The 25,716-nt window shown below is 67.0% G+C and carries 16 protein-coding genes; 5 read left to right on the top strand and 11 right to left on the bottom strand.

All coding sequences use genetic code 11. The features are described 5' to 3' along the window. Positions 1–315: 315 nt before the first annotated feature. The 10 genes from IU514_RS07940 to IU514_RS07895 form a co-directional block, all read right to left on the bottom strand. Positions 316–2,601, bottom strand: coding sequence for an Ig-like domain-containing protein (locus IU514_RS07940; RefSeq protein WP_194930569.1), 2,286 nt, complete (start codon positions 2,599–2,601; stop codon positions 316–318). Further along, positions 2,592–5,114, bottom strand: coding sequence for an Ig-like domain-containing protein (locus IU514_RS07935; RefSeq protein ID WP_194930568.1), 2,523 nt, complete (start codon positions 5,112–5,114; stop codon positions 2,592–2,594). The genes IU514_RS07940 and IU514_RS07935 overlap by 10 nt, the downstream gene beginning before the upstream one ends. An 844-nt stretch (positions 5,115–5,958) precedes the next feature. Next, on the bottom strand, positions 5,959–7,443 hold the full coding sequence (locus tag IU514_RS07930) for an NAD-dependent succinate-semialdehyde dehydrogenase (RefSeq protein ID WP_194930567.1): 1,485 nt from the start codon (positions 7,441–7,443) through the stop codon (positions 5,959–5,961). Positions 7,444–7,445: 2 nt separating this feature from the next. Next, positions 7,446–8,402 carry an extracellular catalytic domain type 1 short-chain-length polyhydroxyalkanoate depolymerase gene (locus tag IU514_RS07925; RefSeq protein ID WP_194930566.1) on the bottom strand — a complete coding sequence of 319 codons (957 nt, stop codon included), beginning with the start codon at positions 8,400–8,402 and terminating at the stop codon, positions 7,446–7,448. Between the two features lie 30 nt (positions 8,403–8,432). After that, the gene (locus IU514_RS07920) at positions 8,433–9,398 is read right to left on the bottom strand and encodes an extracellular catalytic domain type 1 short-chain-length polyhydroxyalkanoate depolymerase (RefSeq protein WP_194930565.1); all 966 of its coding nucleotides are present in this window, start codon (positions 9,396–9,398) and stop codon (positions 8,433–8,435) included. 74 nt (positions 9,399–9,472) lie between these two features. Then, positions 9,473–10,867 (bottom strand): dihydrolipoyl dehydrogenase, encoded by a 1,395-nt coding sequence (gene lpdA, locus IU514_RS07915; protein WP_194930564.1) that lies wholly within the window; start codon positions 10,865–10,867, stop codon positions 9,473–9,475. Positions 10,868–10,871: 4 nt separating this feature from the next. After that, positions 10,872–12,095 (bottom strand): pyruvate dehydrogenase complex dihydrolipoamide acetyltransferase, encoded by a 1,224-nt coding sequence (locus IU514_RS07910; RefSeq protein ID WP_194930563.1) that lies wholly within the window; start codon positions 12,093–12,095, stop codon positions 10,872–10,874. Positions 12,096–12,125: 30 nt separating this feature from the next. Further along, the gene (locus tag IU514_RS07905) at positions 12,126–14,318 is read right to left on the bottom strand and encodes an alpha-ketoacid dehydrogenase subunit alpha/beta (protein WP_194930562.1); all 2,193 of its coding nucleotides are present in this window, start codon (positions 14,316–14,318) and stop codon (positions 12,126–12,128) included. A gap of 55 nt (positions 14,319–14,373) precedes the next feature. Next, positions 14,374–15,801 (bottom strand): spinster family MFS transporter, encoded by a 1,428-nt coding sequence (locus IU514_RS07900; protein WP_194930561.1) that lies wholly within the window; start codon positions 15,799–15,801, stop codon positions 14,374–14,376. A gap of 34 nt (positions 15,802–15,835) precedes the next feature. After that, entirely contained in the window at positions 15,836–18,832 is a 2,997-nt protein-coding gene (locus IU514_RS07895; RefSeq protein WP_194930560.1) for a TonB-dependent receptor domain-containing protein, read from the bottom strand. A 223-nt stretch (positions 18,833–19,055) separates the two neighbouring features. Between IU514_RS07895 and IU514_RS07890 the strand changes: the two genes are divergently transcribed. The 3 genes from IU514_RS07890 to IU514_RS07880 are packed head-to-tail and all read left to right on the top strand — an operon-like array spanning position 19,056 to position 21,524. Beyond that, positions 19,056–19,616, top strand: coding sequence for a VOC family protein (locus tag IU514_RS07890; protein WP_194930559.1), 561 nt, complete (start codon positions 19,056–19,058; stop codon positions 19,614–19,616). A gap of 46 nt (positions 19,617–19,662) precedes the next feature. Continuing rightward, positions 19,663–20,397, top strand: a complete 735-nt coding sequence (locus IU514_RS07885; protein ID WP_324187798.1) for a GntR family transcriptional regulator — start codon at positions 19,663–19,665, stop codon at positions 20,395–20,397. Continuing rightward, the gene (locus IU514_RS07880; protein WP_194930557.1) at positions 20,394–21,524 is read left to right on the top strand and encodes a serine hydrolase domain-containing protein; all 1,131 of its coding nucleotides are present in this window, start codon (positions 20,394–20,396) and stop codon (positions 21,522–21,524) included. The genes IU514_RS07885 and IU514_RS07880 overlap by 4 nt, the downstream gene beginning before the upstream one ends. Before the next feature lie 120 nt (positions 21,525–21,644). On the opposite strand, the gene glmS is transcribed toward IU514_RS07880, so the two are convergent. Further along, positions 21,645–23,477 (bottom strand): glutamine--fructose-6-phosphate transaminase (isomerizing), encoded by a 1,833-nt coding sequence (glmS, locus tag IU514_RS07875; protein WP_194930556.1) that lies wholly within the window; start codon positions 23,475–23,477, stop codon positions 21,645–21,647. A 194-nt stretch (positions 23,478–23,671) separates the two neighbouring features. On the opposite strand from glmS, the gene IU514_RS07870 reads away from it, so the two are divergent. Together IU514_RS07870 and IU514_RS07865 are read left to right on the top strand one after the other, a co-directional pair. Beyond that, positions 23,672–24,961, top strand: a complete 1,290-nt coding sequence (locus IU514_RS07870; protein ID WP_194930555.1) for an efflux RND transporter periplasmic adaptor subunit — start codon at positions 23,672–23,674, stop codon at positions 24,959–24,961. A 25-nt stretch (positions 24,962–24,986) separates the two neighbouring features. Next, positions 24,987–25,712, top strand: coding sequence for an ABC transporter ATP-binding protein (locus IU514_RS07865; protein WP_194930554.1), 726 nt, complete (start codon positions 24,987–24,989; stop codon positions 25,710–25,712). Positions 25,713–25,716 lie beyond the last annotated feature (4 nt).

Here is a 25,716-nt window from a genome sequence, read left to right as displayed (position 1 = left end):
CGTATGACGGCGAGGAAACCCCGATAACGGACGCGTGGCTTGCCGCCGCGGCTTGCGCGAGGTGTGCACGGGGATGCGGCTCAAACGCTACAGCCTGCGGACCGAGAGGGGGCCATCTGCGCGGGTCGCCGGATATTCGTGAGTGCGCCGCAAGCGCCCGCGCGCACTTGACGGGGTGACAGCCGGAGCCTTCCTGACGCCGAATCACGCCAAGCAGCTACACCGGGATCGCACGCACCACCGGCGACGGGCCTTCGCGCTGCGGGCACACCCGGCGCATTGTGCGCCGGGTGGCCTGGTCGCCTGCGATGGCCCCTACCGGTTGTAGGCTCCGTACAGATAGAGCCCTGCACTGTCCGGCCGTGGCGTCCCGTCGAAATCATCCGCGGGAGGCTGCAAAGCCATGGGCAGCGTGATGGCGGGAACAAACGACTGGTGCATCTGATACGGATGCAGAGAGCTGCTTTCGGCTCCCAGTCGATAATCCTGGTTCTGCAGTGAGCGCAGCAGGTTCGCCACTCCCTCGCCGCTGGCCGAATCGTTGAGCAGCGGGAAGTCGGCGGCGCGGACATCGATGATGTTGTAGGCGCCGCGCACCCGGTTGTCGGCACCCGGAGAACCGTTGAGCGAGGCGATATCTCCATCCACCGCGTTGTCGCGATTCCGCCAGAAGACGTTGAAGTACAGATGCGCGGTGCTGTCCTGGACGGCCAGGCCGGCGCCTTCGTTGTCCACGACCGTGTTGTTGAGGATCGTGACGAAGTTGCGGCCGTGGTTTCCGTTCGGGCCCGCACAGGTGTCGCCGCAGTTGCCGTCGACCAGGATCGCGCCGGTTCCGAAGTTCCTGGCGACCACGTTGTTGTAGACATAGCCCACGTTGAACTGGTCGAGGAAGATCGCCGACCCTGCCCTGCCGGCTCGGTTGGCCTCGAACCAGTTGTTGCGCACGACCAGCAATGCCACCGATGCGCTTCCGCCGCGGTCGTGCTGTCCGATCAGGCCGCCGCCGACGCCGTAATGATCGCCATCCGACAGCGTGTCGTTGCCGAAGAACTCGTTGTGGTGGACATCGCCATGCATCCCGATCGACAGCCCCGCGCCATGCGGAAGCGATGGCTCGTACAGACGGTTGCTGCGGATGATGTTGTGGTGCACGTTGGCGACGAGGCCCGTCATCGATACGACGTCGCCGAACCCGTCGTTGGCGCTGGTGGTCTGCAGCAGCGCGCCCAGGTTCGTGGTCCCGCCGCCGATGTTGACGCCACCGCCGTGGTGGCCGCCGCCGTTGTCCTCGATGACGTTGTTGGCGATCTCCACCGCCACCGTGCGCCCGCCGCCGACATCGACGCCGCCGCAATCCGTGCGCGTGGCCGGCGTTGTGCAGCCGTTGTGGTGGACGTGGTTGTTGCGCAGCGCGACGCGCTCGTTCGCATCCCAGGCAGTCACGGCGATGCCGCGGTCATTGCTTCCGGTCACTACGAATCCGTCGATCACCAGATCGACCGGTGCTTCGGCGCGAAGGACGTGCTGGCCGGCGTCGGCCGGGCGCACAGCCGTGGGGAAGGCAATCGCATCGCGTGCGCTGAAGGCGCCGTTCAAGCCGCCCACGAGGATGCGCCGGCGCTGCATGCCGAGGTCGACGTTCTCGACATAGGCGCCGGTGGCAACGCAGAGGACGACGGGGCTGCTGCCGGCCGCCGCGATGCCCTGGGTGATCGTCCCGACAGGATTCGCCCGGGTGCCGGTGCCAGCGGAGCCGGCGCGAACGAACACGCTGCTCCAGCCCGAAGGCCGTTGCGCGTCGTTGGTGCATCCATAGTCGATGTAGCCGTTGCCACCGATGCCAGCTCCGGCCACCTTGTCGGAACGCAGCGGACCGCCCTGCGTAGTGCCGCTGGAGTATGTCCAGGACCAGGCGACATTGGCCGCGGCATTGCCGGCAAGGTCGCGGACACCGCCGACGGACAGCGTCGCCACGCCCGCCGGTACTGCATTGCTTGGCGTGATCTGCACGGTGTCGTTGCCGGCCAGCGCGACGGTGGCGGGCACGACCGTGGTTCCCACGCGCAGGTCCACCGTGACGGACTGGATCGCGACCGGCTCGTTGAACTGCACCGAGATCTGCGCCGACAACGGCACGCCCGCGGCCTGGGCCTCCGGCGCGAGCCGGACGACAGCGGGCGGCGTGGTTTCCGCGGGACTGCGATAGCGCCATCTCAGCTGGCTGTCCGCCATGACGTTACCGGCGCCGTCGGCGATACCCGCGATGGACAGCGTCGCATCGCCGAACAGCCCGGCGTTGGCGGCCTGCACGCTGAGCGTGCTGCCGTTGCTGCCGACCGTGGCCGCGACCGGCGCATTGTTCACGCGCAACACGACCGACGCGCTGCGGATGACGATCGGCTCGTTGAAGTTGACGGTGATGCCGGTGGCCGGATCGACGTTGACCGCGTTGTCGGCAGGCACGCTGCTGACGATGCGCGGTGCCGCGGTGTCGGCCGCGGGTTGTCCGCCGCCTTTCTTGCCCCCGCCGCCGCAGGCGACGAGGCTGCCCACTGCAACGACCCACAGCACATGACGCAGGACGGGGATCAGTTGCATTGGCTGGCCCCCAGCGTGGTGTGCCCGTTGCGGCCGCTGACCAGCAGGACACCGGGCGTCCATCCGCCATTGCCGTTGTCCTGCAACCGGATCTGGTAGCTCGGACGGACGGCGTTCGGGATGTCGTCTGTCCACGCGACGGCCTGATTGCAGACCGGGCTGCCCGCGAGTGGCGCGGTGGTGTTCGGACTGAGCGCCAGTCCTCCGGTCATCAGGTTGGCCACGCCGGTTACGTGATGGACGTCGTTGGCGCCGGGATACGTGAAGTCGTCGATCTCGACCTCGTTGTCGCCATAGCCCGGTGTCGGGTAGCCGTTCCACAGCGGCTGGTTCCAGTTGCTGGTGACGTAATTGCGGCGCAACTCGATCTGCTCGCCCTTGTAGGTGTTCCAGTGGAACGGCTGCGCGTTGGTGAGGCCGTTGCCGGTGCTCATGACCTGCACGGCATTGTTGACGGCGACATAACGGCCCCAGAACTCGGTCGGCGTCCTGCGCCGGATCACGCCGTAATCCTTGCCGTTGGCGATCATGTGGAAATCGACGTGGTTGGCGTCCAGCACCAGGCTGCCGGTGTAAAAGTCGTAGGAGTCGGCGTTGTCGAGGCAGCAACTGAACAACGTGGCCGCGCCGGCGCTGCTGTTCTTGTTGAGGCTGGTGAGGATGGAGTTGAAGTAGAACCAGAGCTTGCCGCGACGGCCGTCGATCGGGCTGTTGTCCGAGCCGAAGTGCACCATCGATGCGCCCATGGTCTGGACGTGCACGTTGTGGTTCCGGCGGAAGATGTTTCCGTACATGTAGCTGCCGTGGTCGTACTTGAGCCAGTCGCGCTCCATCTGGGTGCGCAGCGCCGGTGTCACCGCGCCCGGACTCTGGTCCGCCAGGCGCTGGAAGAACCACGGGAACACCGACGGGCGGAAGTCTTCGATGTCGATCAGGTCGATCGAATGGGCGCCGTTCTCGAAGTAGTTGTAGCGGACCAGTTCGCCGACGGTCCGCATCTTCAGGTCGTTGCCGTTGGACGCCTCGTCGTTGTCGATGGTGCCGTTGTTGTCGATGTCGTAGCGGATGGGGTCGCCGAAGTAGTTGTACTGGACGACGAAGTTGACGCCCTGGATGTACGCCTGGTGCACGTTGTAGTCGTCGACCAGGCCGTTGTCGTGGAAGTAGTTGGCTTCCAGCAGGAAGTTGCGGGTCAGGTAGTGGTCACCGCCGTAGTCCAGGCCGCGACTGATCACGTAGACGCCCACCGGGCAGAACGACATTTCGTTGTCGCGGATGGTGACGTTCTGCGCGCGGGATACGTACACGCAGCCGGTGTGGCTGTTATAGGGGTGGGACAGGTTGTCCATGCCGATGTAGCTGGCGCTGTGGTTCGCACCGGAGTACGGCGGCGACATGGTGCCGGCCAGGTTCAGGCCCTCGACGGCGATGTTCCGGATGCCGCTGTCCCGGGCGATCGCGACGATGCCGCGGTTGACCGTCGAATACTCCTGCGACGGTGTGCCGATCTGGCTCTGCAGGGCGCTGCTGTTGCGCACCCGGGCATTCAATCCGAGCAGCTTCGGCCGTGCGCCGTTGGCATCCTTGATGCCGCAGACCTTGATGTCGCTGCTGACGATGAAGATGCGCTCGTTGTACGGGTCCGCCTTAGGGTGGATGCGCACCATCGTGTGCGGCGGCAGCGTCTCCCACGCCACCTGGTTCAGGCTGGTGACCGGCTGGTTCGGACCGACGTTGATGACGTTGGCGGCGAAGTTGGCGTTGTCCGGGTGGGTCGGGTCGCAGTTGGCGAGCGTCAGCGATTCGCGCAGGCCCGGGAAGTCCTGACCGGTGAAGCCGTTGTTCGCGAGGTCGTCGCCGGAAGGCGGGCGCAGCGTCCACGACCACGTCGTGGTGGCCATGACGTTACCGGCGGCATCGCGGGCACCGGCGATGGACAGCGTCATCGCACCGGTCAGTTGCGAGGCCGGTGTCGGCACCAGGGTCAGCACGCTGCCCTGGATGACCTGGGTGAACGGCACCGCCTGGCTGCCGTTGCTCAGACTCAACACCATCCCCGTGCCGACGACAGGTTCGCTGAAGGTGACGGTGATCGGCTGCATCGGGTCGACGGAGCCTGCGTTCGCATCAGGCACCCGCGACGTGATGGCCGGCGCAACGGTATCGGCCTGGAGGACGGTGACGGCAACCGAGGCGGAGCGGGTGGGACTGGCGACGCTGGTCGCCGTCACGGTCGCACTGCCTGGGTTGCTGCCCGCCATGAAGAGACCGGTCGTCGAGATCGTGCCGGCGCCGGCGGCGGACCAGGTCACCGCGGCGTTCGTCGTGCCGGACACCGTCGCGGTGAACTGTTGAACGCCACCCGTCGCGACCGAGGCGGACGACGGGCTGATCTGGATGGTGATGTTCGATGCGCCGGGCTTGCCCGACTTGCCCTTCCCCCCGCCACAGGCGGAGAGCAGTACGGTTCCGACCAGCACCAGTATCAGTGCCAGTTGCTTGGTGTTTAGCACTTGAAGAGCCCCCTCTCTAAGTGGATGTCTGTTGTTGAACACGTGTTGCGCCGCCCGCGTACGCGGAGCGGACAAGCGGTGCCTCTTGCCGCCGTGGTGTTGTCCGAGGCGAACATGCACGCGCGACCCGGCAGCGCCAGCGAAAACGCGCCGCTGCACTGGAACGTCGTGCCGGTCGCCCACGAACGTTCGCTGCACTGTCCGTGCACAGAAAAGGAAAGTGGCCCGGGCATCACGACGGCCGGGAAAGCGCTGGCTCCCAAGCCGTCGGACTGGAGTGCTGCCGCGTCGTCCGGGTGCGCAGACTACAAATGCGCCGGCGCACGAAGATGCGACGCGATGCTCAGAAAAAATACGCAGCGACGTTGAATTAATTATTGAAAGACGGACGCGCCGAAGGATGCTGAAACGGCCCTTCGATGATTAATTTCGGCACATGAGCGCGCCGCCGCATCCGCACCCGGCGTCCGCGAGACACGTTTTGCTGCAACGCTGATGCTGTTTTCTCCGGCGACGAGGATCGCCAGCCCCGGAGGCGGAGCTCGCTGCTCCGCCGATGTGACTTTCTGCTCCGGTGACGAGGCTCCCACGCCCGGCGTACGCGGCAAGTTCCCTCATGCGTGATGCTTTTTTCACCATCGACGGGGATCGGGAGCCCGGCGTGAGTAGCTCCCAGCTTCGGAACTTGAGCATTCCGGCCGGCGCCTGGAGCTTTCAGCTTCAACGGCTTCGCGTCCGGAGAGGCACCGGTTAGGCGATGGCGTCACGACGCCGAAGACACGATCTTCAGAGCCACATTTCTTCCAGGTGCGATGAGGCGACACGTGCCAGTTGCGGCGGGGCGCTAGTCCAGGATGCCGCCCAGGCAGAGGTACTTGACCTCGACGTAGTCCTCGATGCCCTGGCGCGCGCCTTCCCGCCCCAGGCCGGATTGCTTGACGCCGCCGAAGGGCACTTCGGCCGTCGATATCAGCCCGGTATTGACGCCCACCATGCCGCATTCCAGCGCCTCGCCGACACGGAAGATGCGGCCGATGTCGCGGCTGTAGAAGTAGCTGGCAAGGCCGAACTCGGTGCCGTTGGCGAGCGCGATTGCTTCCTGCTCCGTATCGAAGCGGAACACCGGCGCAATGGGGCCGAAGGATTCTTCGCGCGAGCAGAGCATCGACGGATTCGCATCCGCCAGCACCGTGGGTTCGAAGAAGCGTGGGCCCAGCCCTTCGGCACGCCTGCCGCCGGCCATCAACCGCGCGCCCTTCGCCAGCGCGTCGGCCACATGCAACTCGACCTTGGCCACCGCCGCATCATCGATCAAGGGACCCTGGTCGACGCCGACTTCCAATCCATTTCCCAGTTGGATGGCCGCGACCCGGGCCGCCAGCTTTTCCACGAAGGCCTCGTAGATCCCGGCCTGCGCATAGAGGCGGTTCGCACACACGCAGGTCTGGCCCGCATTGCGGTACTTGCTGGCCATGGCTCCTTCGACGGCCGCGTCCAGGTCGGCGTCGTCGAAAACGATGAAGGGAGCATTGCCGCCCAGCTCGAGCGACAGCTTCTTGATCGTCGGTGCGCACTGGCGCATCAGGATGCGCCCGACTTCGGTCGAGCCGGTGAAGGACAGGTGTCGCACCACCGGGCTTTCGCACAGGACCTTGCCGATGGCGATCGAATGCTCCGCATCGGCGGTGAGCACGTTGAGTACGCCGGCCGGCACACCGGCGCGCTCCGCGAGTTCGGTCACGGCCAGGGCGGACAGCGGCGTTGCCTCCGCCGGCTTGATCACCACGGTGCAGCCCGCCGCCAACGCCGGCGCGACCTTGCGGGTGATCATCGCGATCGGGAAGTTCCAGGGCGTGATCGCGGCACAGACGCCAACCGGCTGCTTGATCGCCAGGTAGCGCTTGTCGGCGTCGGTCGTCGGGATGGTTTCGCCGTAGATCCGCCTGCCTTCCTCGGCGAACCATTCGATGAAGCTTGCACCGTAGAGCACCTCGCCGCGCGCCTCGGCCAGGGGCTTGCCCTGCTCGGCGGTCAGGATGCGGGCCAGGTCGTCGGCATGCTGGAGCAGCAGCCGGTGCCAGCGCAGCAGGATGGCTGCGCGCTCCCTGGCGGGCATCACCCGCCACGCGGGCCACGCCGCGTTGGCCGCCTGGATGGCGGCCTCGGCATCGGCGGGTCCGAGGTTGGGCACCACGGCCAGGCGCGCGCCTGTGGCGGGATCGTTCACGGCAAAGCCTTCATCGGCTCCGTCGATCCACGCGCCGCCCACCAGGGCATTGCGCTTCAACAGGCCAGGGTCGGCCAGGGCGTCCAGTGGATGGGTTTGCATCGTTACTCCACAACGCCGAAGAAGCGGCCGATCCAGTAAGCCGCGCAGATATCGACATCGGCTGCATAGGGACCGGTGGTACCGCACTGCTGCGCACCGGTGCCCGGATCGATGGCGACGGCGTGGCCCATGCCCTGCACCGTGATGGTCTGCACCACCGTTCCACCGGACGTCGCGTCGTAGGAGCTGCGTGCACGACCGAGAAGCTCGTCGTCCTTGTCGGCCACCGCGTCGATGCCATGGACGTCGGTCCACTGCAGGACCTGCTGGCGCTGGCCGGGGAACTGGATGACCGGGTCGGCGCTGCCGTGCCAGATCTGCACCTTCGGCCACGGTCCGCGGTAGCCCGGATGACCGCTGCGCGCCAGGTCGCCCCACTGCCGCGCGGTGTAGTCACGCTCGCCCTTGGCGCACGGCGCGAGTTGATCGAAGGCCATCGCACACTTGTAGGGGAAGCTGGATTGCGGCGCGCCCGCGGCGAAGACATCCGGATAGGTCGCCAGCATCACGTTGGTCAGGTGCCCGCCCGACGACATGCCGGTGATGTAGGTCCGCGAAGCGGACACCTTGAACCGCTTGCGCATGCGCTCGACCATCTGCCTGACCGACAGCGGTTCGCCGGCTTCGCGTGCCTGGTGCTCGGGCAGCCACGTGCGGAAGCAGCCGGCGAACGGCTCGTTCTCCTTCGACGTCTGCGGGAAGACCAGGGCGACCTTGTGGCGATCGGCCAGCGTGGTCCAGCCCGAGGTGTCGGCGATGCCCTGCGCCGTCTGCATGCAGCCGTGGGCGACGACCACCAGCGGTGCGCCCGCCGGCAGGTCGGCGGGGACGTAGTGGAACATGCGCAGTTGGCCGGGATTCGTGCCGAAGCCGGTGTCCTCGGTCAGCGTGGCCTGTGCACAGGCGGAAGCGCTGAAGGCCGCGCAGGCCAGCGCCATGAACACGGAGCGGAGTTTCATGCCTTCAATCCTCCAGAAGCAACGAGCATTTCAGTCCACGACATCGAAGAAGCGGCCGATCCAGTAGGCGGAACAGATGTTGAAGTCTGCCGAATAAGCGCTGATGGCGCCGCATTGCTGCGGACCCAGGCCGGGATCGACCGCGATGTAATGCCCCATGTTCTGCACGGTGATGGTCTGCACCTTGGTAGTGCCGGCGATCGTCTTGTAGGAATTGCGCACATGGAAGAGCAGGTAGTCGCTCCAGTCGACCACGGCATCGATGCCGTGGACATTCGTCCACTGCATGACCTGCTGGTACTGGTTGGGCAGGTAGATCAACGGGTCGAGGCTGCCATGCCAGATCTGCACTTGTGGACGCGGCCCGCTGTAGCCCGGATAGCCGCTGCGCGCGAGGTTGCCCCACTGCAGCGCGGTGTAGTTCCGACCGGCCTGGGCGCAGATCGACAATTCACTGAACGCCATCGCGCACTTGTACGGGAAACTGGACTGCGGCGCGCCCGCGGCGAAGACATCCGGGTAGGTCGCCAGCATCACGTTGGTCAGGTGTCCGCCCGACGACATGCCGGTGATGTAGGTGCGCGTGGTGGACAGCGGGTACAGCGCGCGCATGCGTTCGATCATCTGCCGGACCGACAGCGGCTCGCCGGCATCGCGCGCCTGATGCTCGGGCATCCACGTGCGGAAGCATCCGCCGGTCGGTTCGTTGGCGGTCGACGTCTGCGGGAACACCAGGGCGAACTTGTCGCGCCAGGCCAGCGTGGTCCAGCCCGTGGCGTCGGCCATTTCCTGCGCCGTCTGCCCGCAGCCGGGGGCGACCACCACCAGCGGCGCATCCGCCGGCAGGCCGGACGGAACGTAATAGAACATGCGCAGGTTGCCGGGATTCGTACCGAAGCCGGTGTCCTCGGTCAGCGCGGCCTGCGCGCTGACCGAAGCACTGGACAGCATGAAGGCGAGTGCCGCAAACATCTTGAAGAAGCAACGATTTCTCATGCCTTTATCCTCCAGTTGCAGCGGATGTCCGGGAATCGGCAACGACGATCGACTGTCCTCGCGACTCCCACCGGTTACAGATGCAAGGTGCGTCCCCAGGCGCCCAGCACGGCTTCGTGCATGGCCTCGGACATCGTCGGATGCGGCAGCACCGCGGCCATCAGTTCCGCTTCGGTGGTTTCCAGCGTCTGAGCGATGACGAAGCCCTGGATCATCTCGGTCACTTCCTCGCCAACCATGTGCGCGCCGAGCAGTTCGCCGCTGACTTCGTCGAACACCACCTTGGCGAAGCCGCCGGTGGCGCCCATGGCGATGGCCTTGCCATTGGCCGCGAAGGGAAACTTGCCGACCTTGATGCGGTGGCCCGCTGCCCTCGCCCTGGCTTCGGTCAGGCCGACGCTGGCCACCTGCGGGTGGCCGTAGGTGCAGGCAGGAATCTTCAGCGGATCCAGCGCATGGGTCGCGAGTCCGGCGATGTGTTCGACGCAGAGCAGGCCCTCGTGGCTGGCCTTGTGCGCCAACCAGGGCGCACCGGCCACGTCGCCGATGGCGTAAACGCCGGGTTCGGCGGTCTGGCAGTGGGCGTCGGTGACGATGTGGGTCTTCTCGACCCGTACCGCCGTATTCTCCAGGCCCAGATCCTCGACGTTGCCGACGATGCCGGCCGCGACCAGCACGACCTCGGCCTGGATCGTCTGGTCCTGCAGTTCGACGTGCCAGCGTTCGTCGCGCCGAACGGCGGAGCGGATGGTCGCGCCCGCATGCAATCTGATGCCGTCGCGCTGCAGGGAGGCGGCCACATGGGCCGAGACTTCTTCGTCCTCCATTGGAAGGATGCGCTCGGCCATCTCCACGACCGCGACCTCCACGCCCACGGCGCGGTAGAAGCAGGCGAACTCGATGCCGATGGCACCCGCACCGACGATGAGCATGCTCGACGGAAGCCGCGGCGGCACCAACGCCTCGCGGTAGGTCCACACGCTCTCGCCGCCATCGGCCGGGAACACCGGAAGCTCGCGTGCCCGCGCGCCCGTCGCAAGGATGATGTGATTGGCGCTCACGTTGGTCGCCGAAGCATCGTTCGACTCAATCTGCACGCGACCCTTGCCGGTCAGCCGTGCATGCCCGGCGATCACGCTCACGCCGTTCTTCTTCATCAGCTGCGCGACGCCCTTGTTGAGCTGCATGGCCACGGCGCGCGAGCGCTCGACCATCGCCGGCACGTCGGCCTGGGGCGCCGCCACCCGCACGCCGAACTGCGCCGCGTGCTTCACCGTGCGCAGCACGTCCGCCGAGCGCAGCAGCGCCTTGGTCGGAATGCAGCCCCAGTTGAGGCAGATGCCGCCCAGCTTGTCCTTCTCGACCAGCGCGGTGCGCAACCCGAGCTGCGCGGCGCGGATCGCGGCCACGTAGCCGCCGGGGCCGCCACCGACGATCAGCACGTCGAAATCCGTCCCGCTATCGGTCATCGGTTCAACCCACCAGCGCCAGCGGCGACTCGATCGCGCGCCTGAACGCAGCCAGCCAGTGCGCGGCCAGCGCGCCGTCGATGGCGCGGTGATCGACCGAGAGCGTGCAGCGCATCACCTCGCCCACGACCAGCGCGCCGTTCTCGACCACCGGCATCTGCCGGGTCGCGCCCACGGCGAGGATGGCGGCCTGTGGTGGATTGATGATGGCGCTGAACTCGTCGACGCCATGCATGCCAAGGTTGCTGATGCTGAACGAGCCGCCCTGGTATTCGTCCGGTTGCAGTTGCCCGGCGCGGGCACGCGCAGCCAGATCTGCAATCTCGGTGCTGATCGTCCGCAGCGATTTCGCTTCGGCATTGCGCACGATCGGCGTGATCAGTCCGTTGTCGGTGGACACCGCCACCGCGATGTCCGCGCTGGCGTACTGGCGCATCGCCGACTCGGTCCAGCCGACGTTCGCCTCGGGCACTTCGAGCAGGGCCAGCGCCGCGGCGCGCACGATGAAGTCGTTCACCGAGATCTTTCGCGTCGCGCCGGCCGCGGATGCTGCATTCATTCCGGCCCGCAGCGCCAGCAATGCATCCATGCGGCAATCGACCGTCAGGTAGAAGTGCGGAATGCTGGACTTGCTCTCCGTCAGGCGCTTGGCGATCGTCCGCCGCATCGCGCTGTGCGGGATCTCCCGGTACGCGGCGGCAGCGGCGACCGCCACAACAGCGGGCGCTGCCGGTGCGGCGGCCGGACGTGCGGCTTCAACATCGCGTTTGACGATCCGGCCATTCGGCCCGCTGCCCACGCAGGTAGCCAGGTCGATTCCGCGCTCGCGCGCCAAGCGCCTGGCCAACGGGCTGGCGAACAGACGACCGGCCGGTGCAGTCGGCGTTGCTGCAGGACGCTCCACCATCGCTGCCGCGTCCTGGACGGGCTCGGGTGCGATCGCACTTGCGGATGCGGCCAACAGGGCCGAGACGTCCGCCGCGGTCTCGCCCGACGCCAGCAACACCGCGATCGGAGCACCGACCTCGACTTCCTGCCCGGCGGCCACGAACAGATGGCCGATCGTTCCGGCCTCGTCGGCAGCGAGTTCGACCACCGCCTTCTCCGATTCGATGTCGGCCAGCACCTCGCCCACCTCCACGGCGTCGCCGACCTGCTTGTTCCAGCCGGCGAGCACCGCGTGGGTCGCATTCGCCGCCACTTCGGGCATGCGCAACAGAGTCGCCATGTCAGGCAGTTCCTTCGTCGATCGATGCGTTCATCGCCGCGCGCCCTTGTCGCGCACCAGCGACTGCAGGCTGGCCACCACTTCCTCGGTGCGCGCCGTGGCCGCACGCTCCAGCACCTTGGAGATGCTGGGCGAGGCTTCGGCGCCGGTTACGCGCTGCACCGGCTGGTCCAGCCAGTCGAAGCAGCGGCGCTGGATCTCGTCGGCCAGCCAACCGCCGTAAGACGTACCGCGCACGCCCTGCTCGACGATCAGCACGTTGTTGGTCTTGCGGATGCTGGCCTCGATCGCGTCCCAGTCCAGGCTCGCCCGATCGAGCCAACGCAGGTCGATCACCTCGGCGTCGATCCCGGTCTGCTCCACGGCTTCAAGCGCGTGCGCCACCATCGACAGATAAGTCAGCACCGTCGCTTCGGAACCGCTGCGGCGCACGGCCGCCTTGCCCAAGGCGATCTGGTAATCGAAATCCTCGACCGGCGCCGGACCCTGGGTGCCGTAGAGATCCACGTGTTCGATCACCAGCACCGGGTCCTTGCACGCCAGCGCGGCGTTCATCAGGCCGACGTAGTCGAACGCCGTCGACGGCGCGACGATGCGCCAACCCGGGCTGGTGGCGAAGATGCCGGCCGGGTCCATCGAATGCTGCGAGCCGTAGCCCGTTCCCATCGCGACCTTGGTGCGCAGCACCAGCGGCATTTCGAAGCCGCCGCCGAACATGTGGCGGGCCTTGGCGATCTGGTTGAACACCTGATCGGCGGCCACCCACATGAAGTCGGGGTACATGAACTCGATCACCGGCCGGTAGCGTCCGTCCATCGCGAGGCCGCCGCCGAGTCCCGCAAACGCGTTCTCGCTGATCGGCGTGCCGAGCACGCGATCGGGGAAGCGATCGCGCAGGCCGCGCGTCGCACCGTTGGTGCCGCCCTTGAGCCGGTGCACGTCCTCGCCCATGACGACAACGCCGGGATCGGTCTCCATGCGCCGGCCCATCACGTCGGCCACCACGTCCACGAAGCGGCGCTGCTCGAGCTTGCCGGCATAGCGCTCAAGTTCCTCGGTGCGCGCGCCGTCCAGCTCGCGCAGATCGCTGCGCAGGGCCACGTCCCGGAAGTCGGGGCTGGGCCAGAGTTCGGGGCGGATGCGGCGCTTGCCGGACTTGCCGTCCGGGTCGGCCTCCAGCAGGGCCGCACACGCGTCGCGCATGGCGTTCTTCACCCGCTCACGCAATGCGGCCACGCCGGCTTCGTCGATCAGCCCGCGGGCGATCATCTTCGCTGCCAGCAGATCCAGCGGATCACGCGCACGCCACTGCTGCTCTTCGCTCTTGTCGCGGTAGCCGAATGCGCTGCCCGGGAACGGGCCGTTCTGGTGGAAGAAGCGGTAGACGTCGGCTTCGATGATCGTCGGCCCGTGGCCGGCGCGCATGTGGGCCAGCGCCTCCTGCGTCGCCAGGTGCACCGCCAGCGGATCCATGCCATCGACTTTCCAGCTCGGGATCGCGAAGGCGCTGCCGCGGGCGGACAGGCGCGGCTCGGCGGTCACTTCTTCCACCTTGGTCGAAACCGCGTAGCCGTTGTTCTCGATGAAGAAGCACAGCGGCAACTTCCAGGCCGCGGCCAGGTTCATCGTTTCCAGGACCGAACCGATGTTGACCGCGCCGTCGCCGAAATAGGTGAACACCACCGCGTCGGTGCCGGCATGCCGGTGCGCCCAGGCCGCGCCCGCCGCGAGCGGCACGCCGCCGCCGACGATGGCATTGGTGCCGAGCGCGCCGGCCTCGGTCCACTGCAGGTGCATCGAGCCGCCGCGTCCGCCGCAGAAGCCCTGGGCCAGGCCCAGAATCTCGGCCAGCGTGCGCTGCAGCAGCTGCTGGATCTGCGGCGACAACGCTTCGCCCGGACCGATGCCCTGTGGCGCCAGGTGACCCAGCGCCTTGGACAGGAACTGGTGATGTCCGCGGTGCGAACCGTTGACCTGGTCGGCGCTGGTCAGGCCGACGATGGAGCCGGCCGCACCGCCCTCCTGGCCGATGCTGGAATGCGCCGGGCCATGCACCAGTCCTTCCGCGGCGAGTTCCAGCACGCACTCCTCGAAGCCGCGGATCAGGTGCATGTGGCTCAGCAGATTGCCCAGCAGGGCCGGGTCGGCCTGCGACCAGTCCTGGTCGGTGCTGCGCAATTCCAGCCATGCGGCGGCCGGAGCCAGTGTCGAGTGCTCGGTCATTTCGTCAGTTCCGGAGAATCGGGGTCGGCGCCAGGTCGGCGCGTCGCGGCTGTTTTCAGCCCGGTTGCCTGGCAGGCGCGGGCGAGGCCACGGCCTCGCGCTTCAGCCAGCCCATGTGGCGTGCGGCGATCAGGTAGTGGAGCGCAGCCCACAGGAAGACCAGCAGCATGATCACGATGCCGTCCTGGGTGCCCTGCGCCATGGCGCCGGTGCACGCGCTTTGCAGCGAGTCGGCGGCGCCGGGTGCGGCCACGCCGCCCGGGCACTGCGTGGCGAAGTCGCCCAGGCCGGATGCGGAGAAGCGTCGGTTCGCGGCGTAGTCGATCAACGCGCCGGTGGCGTAAGGGCCGATGCCCAGTCCCACCAGGTTGACGACCACGAAGAACAGCGCCGTCGCGGTGGCCCGCATCCGCGGCAAGGCGAGGTTGTGCATCACGCCAAGCGTCGGACCGATGTAGGCGTAGTGGAACAGGCCCGGCAGCAGCATCCACCACATGGCCGTGATCCACTCGCCGCGGGTGAAGGCGACGATGTAGGTCGGCGCAGCGATCAGCAGGCCGATGGCCGGCAGCAGTGCGTACCAGCTGCGGCGGCGCTTACCGGCCCAGTCGCTCATCCAGCCGCCAAGCAGCGTGCCCAGTCCCGCCGACAGTCCGCCGACCAGGCCGTACACGAGCCCGAGTTCGGCATAGCCCATGTGGAACATGCGGATGAAATAGGCGTAGGCGAAGGTGCCCGTGCCGTAACCGACGAAGCCGACCAGCGTGGCGCCGATGGTGATGTGCAGGAACGCCCGATTGCCGAACAGATGCGCGATCGTTTCGCGGATCGACGGAGGCGCTTCCGTCGCCACGGTGGTGGCGGCGGCGTCCATCGCGCCGCGCACCGGCTCACGTGCGAGCAACCGGAAGACAAGCGCGAGCGCGATACCCGGCAAGCCCACCACGACCAGGGCCACGCGCCAGTTGAAGTGCTCCACCAGCCAGCCGCCCGACACCGCACCGACCATCGTGCCCAACGGGATGCCGAAGGAGTAGATCGCCAGTGCGGTGGCGCGCTTGCGCGGCGCGTACATGTCGCTGATCAGCGAGTGCGCAGGCGGCGAACAACCGGCTTCGCCGATACCCACGCCGATGCGGCACAGGAACAGCTGCACGAAGTTCTGTGCAGCGCCGCACAGCGCGGTCATGCCCGACCACACCGCCAGGCAGATCGCGATCAGCGACACCCGGTTGACGCGCTCCGACAGCCGCGCCAGCGGAATGCCCAGCGTGGTGTAGAAGGCCGCGAACGCCAGACCCTGCAGCAGGCCCAACTGGGCGTCGGTGATCAGCAAATCCAGCTTGATCGCCTGGCCCAGCGTGGCAAGGATGGTGCGATCCACGAAGTTGACGGTGTAGATCATCATCAACACGGCCAGCATCGTCGTGCGACGCGCTGGCGTGATGCCGGTATCTGCTGAAGGGTTCGATGCGTTCAACATGACGGATGCTCCTCGATCGGATGCGGGAGCGCGATCAGAACTGCGCCCGCACGCCGATCGTGAAGCTGCGACCGTAGGGGCTTGAGATGGCCGGGTCGTAGCTCAGCGACGTACGCGTCTGCGGCGGATCGGTATCGAACACGTTCCACACGCCAGCATGGAAGGACAGGTTCTCCGAGTACGTGTACAGATAGTTCAGGTCGAAGGTCGTGAACGAATCGATATCCACGTCCGCCGTGCTCAGCTGGCAACCCGGCACCACGCCGGCATTGGCCAGCGAACAGGCCACCGAGCCGCCCGTCTGCACCGCCACCCGGCCGCGGTCATCGACGACACCGTCGATGTAGTTCACCGCCGCGCGCAGGACGTGCGCACCCTTGGCGTACTCGGCCGCCAGGTTGCCGCGCCACTTGGACACGGTGCCCGGCAGGCGCTCGTAGTTCAGATAGCCCCTGGCGTCGTACGCATTCGAGACCAGCACGTCGCGGTAGTAGAACGCTTCCTGGTCGTATTCCAGGATGAAGCTCGTGTTGGCATTGAGCCGCAGGTTGCCGCCCATCACGTCGTCGAACACGTAGTCCATCACGACGTCGATGCCGGACGTGTTCACCGTCGGGCCGTTGGTCGTGTCGGAGCGGATGCGGGCGATGTTGGCGCCGCGGGTCGTGCCCTGGGTGCAGGTGTTGCTGTTGTCGAACGTAACCAGATCGCGCAGTGCGCTGGAGCAGTCGACGAAGCCGGTGGGAAGCACCATCGACCCGGCGATCGTGGCCGCCGGGACGGAAACGATCTGGTCTTCCAGCTCGTAGTTCCAGTAATCGATGCTGGCGTTGAAGTTGCCGGCGTGGAACATCGCACCGACGTTATAGGAGAACGCCTCCTCCGGACCGACCGCGGGGTTGCCGAAGTTGTCGACCGCGCGGAAGCCGCCGGCCGGGCCGATGAAGGCGACCACGGTGGAGCCGCCCGGCGCGCGGTTGGCCGGAGTCGGACCACGGAACGTCGTGCCGACCGAGCCGCGCAGGCTCATCCAGTCCGTGGCCTGCCAGTTGGCGGCCAGCTTGGGATTGGTGGTCGAGCCGGTCTGGCCGCCGTAGTCCTCATAGCGGAGAGCCGCCTGCATGTTCAACTTGTCGGTGAAGGGCAGGTTCAATTCTCCGTACAGCGCCTCCACGTCCTCGCTGAGGCGTGCTGGCACCGTGGTGCCCTGGAAGATGAAGGCACCGGTCGGGAAGGCGCAGTTGGTCTGTCCCGGCGTCGGGCACGGCTGGATCAGGTAGTTGGATGCATCGTTTAGCGGATTGCTTTCGAAGTCCAGGCGACGCACCTGCGCGCCCACGGCGAAGTCGACGCTGCCGCCGGAGAGATCCCAGCCGGTCTTGCCGGTGACAGCCGCATCGCCGACCCAGTATTCGGACTCCGACTTGATCGCGACGGTGCCGAACATCCAGTTGATCACGTCGAGGCTGTTGGCGTTCGCCTGTACGAATCCCGGATTGGTCAGTCCCAGCGCCGGGTTGTAGGCAATCGCATTCGAGAACGGATTGAAGTACTGGCAGCCGTTCGCGCCCGCGACCGTGCCGGAGCAGTTGGGGCCGCCGAAGCCGTTGAGCGCCCGCTGCAGCCTGGAGGTCAGGATGTCCGGCGTGTTGGCCCATGCCTTATCGCGCACGTAGGTGACCGAGGCCTGCCATTGCACGTCGTCGGTGAAGCTGCCTTCCAGGCCGGCTGAGGTGCGAAACAGTTTGTATTTGCGCTCGGTCGCCGTGCCGCCCATGCCGCCGGCCAGCGGGTTGCCGCCCATGGCGATCGGACGCCAGTAGGTCAGGAAGATGGGCGACATGAAGGGGATCTGGGCCAGGTTGTAGCCGGCCTGCTGCAGCGCGGTCACGGCGCCCGGGTTGGTGATCGGCGTGGTGAACTGGGTGAACGGACCGGTCGGGCCGTTGAACGGCGGGAAGCCCGGCGAGGTGCGCAGCTCCGGCGTGTCGTTGACCGCGTACATCATCTCGCCGTGGAAGCTGGTGTCTTCCGAGAAGTACGCATTGAACTCGCCGTAGATCTGGTGGCGCTTTTCCTTCTCGATCAGGTTGAGGTTGGGCGCGAACGGGAACTGGCAGGTCGGGATGTTGCCGGTGTTGACCACCTCGCCGCCGAGCGCCGCGCAGTTGGCGTCCACCGTGGCCACGCCGAACAGCGGGAAGTAAGCGCCGGGATTGGAGTAGGCCGAGTAGCTGGTCGGGTTGACGGTGCGCGGGAGGTAGGACCAGTCGCGATCCATCACCGATAGTTCGGAGCGTTCCTGCGCGCCGGCGGAGATCAGCAGGTTGCTGTTCTCGCCCTGCCAGCCGTAGGCGAGCGAAAGGTCGCTGTCGCCATCGGAACCGTCCACGAAACGATGGTTGAGGGCGGCGTCGAAGCCCAGCAGGTCGGTGCGGGTGAAGAAGTTCGCGACGCCGGCGATGGCGTCCGAGCCGTAGGTGGCCGCGGCGCCGTCCTTGAGGATTTCCACCCGGTTGATGGCGGCCTGCGGAAGCAGGTTTGTATCCACTTGTCCGTACTGGAAGCGCTTGCCGTTCAACAGCACCAGGGTGCGCTGCGGGCCCAGGCCTCGCAGGTTGATGGTGCCGGCGCCGCTGCGGGCCTGGGCGCCGAGATTGGTGTTGGTCTGGTTGGACTCGCCCAGCACCGAGCCGGTGACGGGCAGCGACTTGATCAGTTCCAGCATCGTCGGGGAACCGCGACGGCGCAGGTCCTCGGCGGTGATCACGTCCACGGGCAGGGCCGCCTCCTTGGCGGTGCCGCGGATGTGCGAGCCGGTAACCACCACCGCGTCGAGGTTCTTGGCCTCCTTGGCGGCGGCGTCCGTAGCTTCGGCGGCCTCGGTGGTCGTGGCCGCCGCGGTGACGTCCTGCGCCTGCGCGCCGGTGGCCAGGGCCGCCAGCGCCAGCGCTACCGCCCCCGGCAGGACCAGCCTCCGGCACGAAATCGTATACAGAAGCGGTGCACGGAGCTTGTGCGCATTGCCCATCGAACTGTTCCCCTCAATGTTGTCAGCGATATCCATCACGGGTGTCGCCGCCCCCCCGGGCAGCCGGTCCGGCATCGGAACCGATGGCTGGAATGTTTCATGTTTTGCACAGCCGGTCAACCAATTGTATACATTCGATCCAATAGACCGAGTGCATACGGGCAAAAACAAGGGTTTACAGGCGAGATTTATCTTGTACTGTATACAGACAAGGGGGAAACGCATGCAGCCCAAGGGCAAGACACCGCCACCGAACCGCCTGCCCGGCCTGCGCGGGGTGGAGCATGTAGGGTTCACCGTGCCGGACCTGGAGGCCGCCACGCGCTTCCTGGTGGACGTGCTCGGCTGCGAGCGGGTGTATTCAATCGGCCCGATCCAGGACCAGCGGGGCGATTGGATGCAGGAGCATCTGAACGTGCCGTCCCGCGCCGTGATCAAGGAGCTGCGCTTCTTCCGTTGCGGCCACGGGCCGAACTTCGAGGTGTTCGAGTACCAGGTGGACGGCCAGTCCCCCGCCCCGCCACGCAACTGCGATGTGGGCGGACACCACCTGGCCTTCTACGTGGACGACTTCGATGCCGCCCTGCAGTACCTGCGCGAGAACGGCGTGCGGGTGCTGGGCGAACCGACCGTCCGCGACAGCGGCCCCAGCGCCGGACAGACCTGGGTCTACTTCCTGGCCCCATGGGGCATGCAGTTCGAACTGGTCAGCTTCCCCGATGGCAAGGGCTATGAACGGGACGCCCCGGTCAAGCTCTGGCACCCGGCTTGCCCGGCCGACTGAAGGACGGCACATTAGATTGCATACAATCCGCAGGGAGCGCCCACCCGTGAACCCGACCGCGACCAACGGGGACTCCGTCGATACCAAGGCAGCCGGCAAGGCCCGTCCCTCCGCCGAGCTGATCGGCACCCGGGTCACCGAAGCCATCCGCGAGCTCATCCTCAGCGGCGAACTCGCCCCCGGCAGCAAGATCTCGCAGGACGCGCTGGCGGCCCGCTTCGGCGCCAGCCGCATTCCCATCCGCGAGGCGCTCAGCCGCCTGGAAAACGACGGCCTGGTGGTGATGGAGCCGAACCGCGGCGCGTGGGTGGCCAAGCTGGATCTCCACGAATGCCTGGAGATCTACAAGATCCGCGAACGTCTGGAGCCGCTGGCACTCAGCGAGGCCGTCGCCAACATCACCGACGCCGAAATCGACTTCCTGGAAGCACTGGTCATCGAGATGACGCAGACCGAGGACACGGACACCTTCCTGCGCCTGGACCGCGAGTTCCACCTGGCCAGTTACCGGGCCGCCGGCATGCAGCAACTGGGGAGCATGGTCGAGCGCTTCTGGAACTCCACGCAGCATTACCGTCGTGCGTTCACCAAGCTGCTCGGCAACGAGGGCAACTGGATCATCCACGCCGAGCACAAGCTGATGATCGACGCGCTGCGGCGCCGGGATGCCGAAGGCGCGGCGCAACTGCTGCACGAGCACATCCGCCGCACCCGTTTCGAGCTGCAGAAGCATCAGGAACTGTTCCTGTCCGACGGGCCCGACACAGCCGCCGGCCGATGATCGTCGAGCGCTTGCTGCGGCCGGGATTCGAGGCCCTGCGGGACCAGTTCGCGGCGCACTTCGAGCGCAGTGACGAGTTCCGCGAGCTGGGCGCCGGCCTGGTCGTCTTCGAAGCCGGCGAAAAAGTGGTCGACCTGTATGGCGGTTACCAGGATCCTTCGCAGCTGCATCCGTGGACCGGGAGGACGCTGACCCATATCTGGTCCGCCAGCAAAGGCGTCATGGCCGTGGCCATCGCGCAGCTCGTGGATGCCGGTGCGCTGGACTACGACGCGCCCGTGGCGACGTGGTGGCCGGAGTTCGCGCAGAACGGCAAGGCCGACATCACGCTGGACCAGGTGATGTCGCATCGCGCCGGGCTCAACGGCTTCGTCGAGCCGACCACGACCGACGACCTCTACGACTGGGAGCGCATCACCACCCGGCTGGCGAAGCAGGCGCCGCTGTGGCCGCCTGGCTCCACGGCCTCCTATCACGGCATGACGTATGGCTGGCTCACGGGCGAACTGATCCGCCGGGTCACCGGGTTGATGCCCCGCGAATACATCAGCCTCCACATCGCGCAGCCCTTGGGCAGCGACCTGTGGCTGGGTGTACCGCCCGGCCGCGAGGACGACATCGCGGACATCGTGCCTCCACAGGCGGACCTGCATCCGGTCAAGCCGAACGGCATTGCCGCCGGGCCCACCATCAACCCGCGCCCCGACGCCAACACCGCCAATCTCGCCGGGTGGCGCACCGCGCAATTGCCGGCCGTCAACCTGCACGCGAGCGCCGAGGGACTGGCCCGCATGTACGGCGCGCTGGCCAACGGCGGCCAGCTCGATGGCGTACGGCTGTTGTCCGGACCCGCCATCGCCGGACTGGTTCTGGCCCGCGGGGAGCCTCGCGACGAGATGCTCGGCGAGCGGCAATGGGCGAGAGGCGTCGCGCTCAACCGTGGCGGTCTGTATGGCGACCATCCCAACGCCTTCGGACACAGCGGCTGGGGAGGAAGCTTCGGCTTCGCCGATCCGGCTTCCGCGCGCGGCGTGGCCTATGTCGTCAACCGGATGGGTTCGGCCCTCAACGGCGACCCGCGCGCCAGGGCACTCGCACGCCTCGCGACCGCTCAAAGGAAACCTTGAAGGTTGGCGCCGAATGTTGGCGCGCGAGCAGAACAGATCTGTTCCACGAGATGAAACTCTGTTTCCACGCGGCATAAAAAAGCCCGGCACCAGGCCGGGCTTTTGCTTGCGATCGTGCGATTACTCCACCGTCACCGACTTCGCGAGGTTGCGCGGCTTGTCGACGTCGGTGCCGCGGGCCAGTGCGGCGTGGTAGGCGAGCAGTTGCACCGGGATCGCGTGCACCACCGGCGACAGCACGCCGACGTGGCGCGGGGCGCGGATCACGTGCACGCCATCGGACGAGCCGAACTGGCTGTCGTCGTCGGCGAACACGAACAACTCGCCGCCACGGGCACGCACTTCCTGCATGTTGGACTTCACCTTCTCCAGCAGGCTGTCGTTCGGTGCGATCACCACCACCGGCATGGCCGAGTCGACCAGCGCCAACGGACCGTGCTTGAGCTCGCCAGCCGGATAGGCCTCGGCGTGGATGTAGGAGATTTCCTTGAGCTTGAGCGCGCCTTCCAGCGCGATCGGGTAATGCACGCCTCGGCCGAGGAACAGCGCGTGCTGCTTCGGCGCGAAACGCTCGGCCCAGCCGATGATCTGCGGTTCCAGGTTGAGCGCGTGCTGCACGCTGCCCGGCAGGCGGCGCAGCGCATCGAGATGCTCAGCCTCGTGCTCGGGCGACAGGCGGCCCTGCAGCTTGGCCAGCGTCACGGCCAGCGTGAACAGCGCGACCAGCTGCGTGGTGAAGGCCTTGGTCGAGGCGACGCCGATCTCGGCGCCGGCGCGGGTGTAATAGACCAGGCGGCTGGCGCGGGGGATCGCGCTCTCGGGCACGTTGCAGATCGACAGCGTCTTGTCGTGGCCCAGCGACTTGGCGTACTTCAACGCCTCCATCGTGTCGAGCGTTTCGCCCGACTGCGAAATCGTGACCACCAACTGCTTCGGATTGGCGACGACCTTGCGGTAGCGGTATTCGCTGGCGATCTCGACCGAGCACGGCAGGCCGGAGATGGCTTCGATCCAGTAGCGCGCGGTCAGGCCGGCGTAGTAACTGGTGCCGCAGGCGATGATCTGCACGCCTTCGACCTCGCGCAGGACTTCGCCGGCGCTGGCACCGAACAGTTCCGGCACGAACGCGTTGGCGCCCATCACCGCTTCGATGGTGTCGGCGATCGCACGCGGCTGCTCGTGGATCTCCTTCTGCATGAAGTGGCGGTACGGGCCCAGCTCCAGCGATGCCAGCGACACGTCCGAGACGTGGATGTCGCGCTGAACCAGGCCGTTGTGTGCGTCGAACACGCGCACCTGCTCGCGGGTGACCTCGGCAGTGTCGCCCTCTTCGAGGAAGATCACCTTGCGCGTGGCCTGGATGATTGCCGAGACGTCGCTGGCGATGAAGTTCTCGCCCTCGCCCAGGCCGACCAGCAGCGGGCAGCCGACGCGCGCGGCGATCAGGCGGCCGGGCTCGCGCTTGCTGACGACCGCAATCGCGTACGCGCCGATCAGTTCGCGCACCGCCTGTTGCACTGCCATCAGCAGGTCCGCTCCCTGCGACTGGTAGTGGTGGATCAGGTGGGCGATGACCTCGGTGTCGGTCTGCGACTCGAACGTGTAGCCGGCCGCCTTCAGGCGTTCGCGCTGCTCGTCGTGGTTCTCGATGATGCCGTTGTGTACCACCGCCAGTTCGCCGTAGCTGATGTGCGGGTGCGCGTTGGCCTCGGTGACGCCGCCGTGCGTGGCCCAGCGCGTGTGGCCGATGCCGATGACGGCGCTGATGCCTTCGGCCTGTGCCGCGGCCTCCATTTCCGAGACGCGGCCGGTGCGCCGCACACGGCGCACGTCCTGGCCGTCGAGCACGGCGATGCCGGCAGAGTCATAACCGCGGTATTCGAGGCGCTTGAGGCCTTCGATCAGAACCGGTACCACATCGCGACCGGCGATCGCGCCAACGATTCCGCACATGCGGCAGGACTCCTACAGGGGAACAAGTAGTTTACCGGGAGCTACGGAACGGTCGCCATGCGGCGGACACGCCAGTGTCCGCAGCGGACACCGCGGACACTCACGCGGACACCCAAGCTGTTGAATTACAACGTTTAAACGCTTGGCATGCGTTGTGCATCGTTAAGGGAAGTTTCCAAACTTCCTCCGAGCGAATGATCCGCGACACCTCAGGACAGGACCGAGTCCTCGCCCCGCCCCCGGCCAGCCCGCGCCGCAAGCAGTTGATGATCGGCGGAGGCATCGCCGCGGTGCTGCTGCTGGCGCTTTCCGTTCCCACGCTCGGGCGCTGGCTGAGTGCCGGCCAGTCGGTCAGTGCCGAACGCGTCCGCGTCGCCGAGGTCCGTCGCGGCACGCTGGTGCGCGACGTGCTCGTTCAGGGACGGATGGTCGCCGCCGTCAGCCCGACCCTGTATGCGCCGGCCGGCGGCACCGTGAAGCTGAAGGTGCAGGCGGGCGACGAGATCAAGCAGGGCCAGCCGCTGGCCGAGATCGACAGCCCCGAACTGCGCAGCCGGCTGGTGCAGGAACAGTCAACGCTCGCCAGCCTCGAGGCCGAAGCGAGCCGCGCCGCACTCGACGCCCAGCTGACGCGCTCGACCGCGCGCAAGCTGCTGGACCAGGCCGAGATCGACCGCACTGCCGCCATACGCGACCTGGAACGCCAGCAGCGCGGCTTCGACGGCGGCGCGGTGTCGCAGATCGAGGTCGCACGCGCCCAGGACTCGCTGAAGAAGGCCGACATCGGCCTGTCGCACGCGAAGGGCGAATACGGCCTGCAGGACCGCGGCGCGGGCCTGGATACGCGCAACAAGCACCTGCTGGCACAGCGCCAGCGCGCGATCGTCGCCGAGCTGCAGCGCCAGGTCGATGAACTGAACATCCGCTCGCCCGTCGACGGCGTCGTCGGCACGGTGGCCATCACCGATCGCACCGTGGTCGCGGCGAACTCGCCGCTGCTAGTCGTCGTGGACCTGCGCGAACTGGAAGTCGAGCTTCCGGTGCCGGAGAGCTACGCCGACGACATGCGCCTGGGCATGGCCGCCGAGATCAGCTTCGGTTCGCAGAAGTACGCCGGCAAGCTGCGCGCGGTCTCGCCGGAAGTGATCAACGGCCAGGTCATGGCGCGTGTGCGCTTCGACGACACGCAATCCGGGGCCCGCCGCCCGGCCGGCCTGCGCCAGAACCAGCGCGTCAGCACGCGCGTGCTGATCGAAGAGAAGCCGAATGTGCTGATGGTGCAGCGCGGCCCGTTCCTCGACACCGGTGGCGGCCGCATCGCCTACGTCGTCGATGGCGACACCGCGACGAAGCGCCCGATCACGGTCGGTGCCAGCAGCCTCTCCGATGTCGAGATCCTCTCCGGGCTGGAACCCGGCGAGCAGGTCGTCATCTCCGACATCACCTCCTTCAACAGCGCCGACCAGGTGCTGATCAACGACTGACAACAAGAACACCAGGAGCACCGCCATGCTGAAGATGAGCCACCTGAGCAAGGTCTACCGCACCCACATGATCGAGACCCACGCCCTGCGCGGGTTCGACATCCACGTGCGCGAAGGCGAGTTCGTCGCCGTCACCGGACCGTCCGGCTCCGGCAAGACCACGTTCCTCAACATCGCCGGCCTGCTGGAGGATTTCAGCGACGGCGACTACCTGCTCGACGGCGTATCGGTGAAGGGCCTGAACGACAACGCCCGCTCGCGCCTGCGCAACGAGAAGATCGGCTTCATCTTCCAGGGCTTCAACCTGATCCCGGACCTCAACCTGTTCGACAACGTCGACGTGCCGCTGCGCTACCGCGGCTTCTCCGCGGCCGAGCGCAAGCAGCGCATCGAGCACGCGCTGGGCCGCGTCGGCCTGATGTCGCGCATGAAGCACTACCCGTCGGAGCTGTCCGGCGGCCAGCAGCAGCGCGTTGCGATCGCGCGCGCACTGGCGGGTTCGCCGCGCCTGCTGCTCGCCGACGAGCCGACTGGCAACCTCGATTCGCTGATGGCACGCGGCGTGATGGAACTGCTGGAGGAGATCCACGCCCAAGGCACCACCATCGTGATGGTGACCCACGACCCGGAACTTGCCGCGCGCGCGCAGCGCAACGTGCACATCATCGACGGCCAGGTGACCGACCTCGACGATGCGCCGCGCTTGGGCAGCGACACCATGCCGGCCTCCGCCGCCGTGACGGCCAACTGAGGAC

The organism is Lysobacter niastensis (assembly GCF_015453285.1).
Lineage (GTDB): Bacteria > Pseudomonadota > Gammaproteobacteria > Xanthomonadales > Xanthomonadaceae > Lysobacter_J > Lysobacter_J niastensis.
The sequence above is the reverse complement of the archived record's forward strand: the minus strand, read 5'-3'. Positions and strand labels throughout refer to the sequence as shown.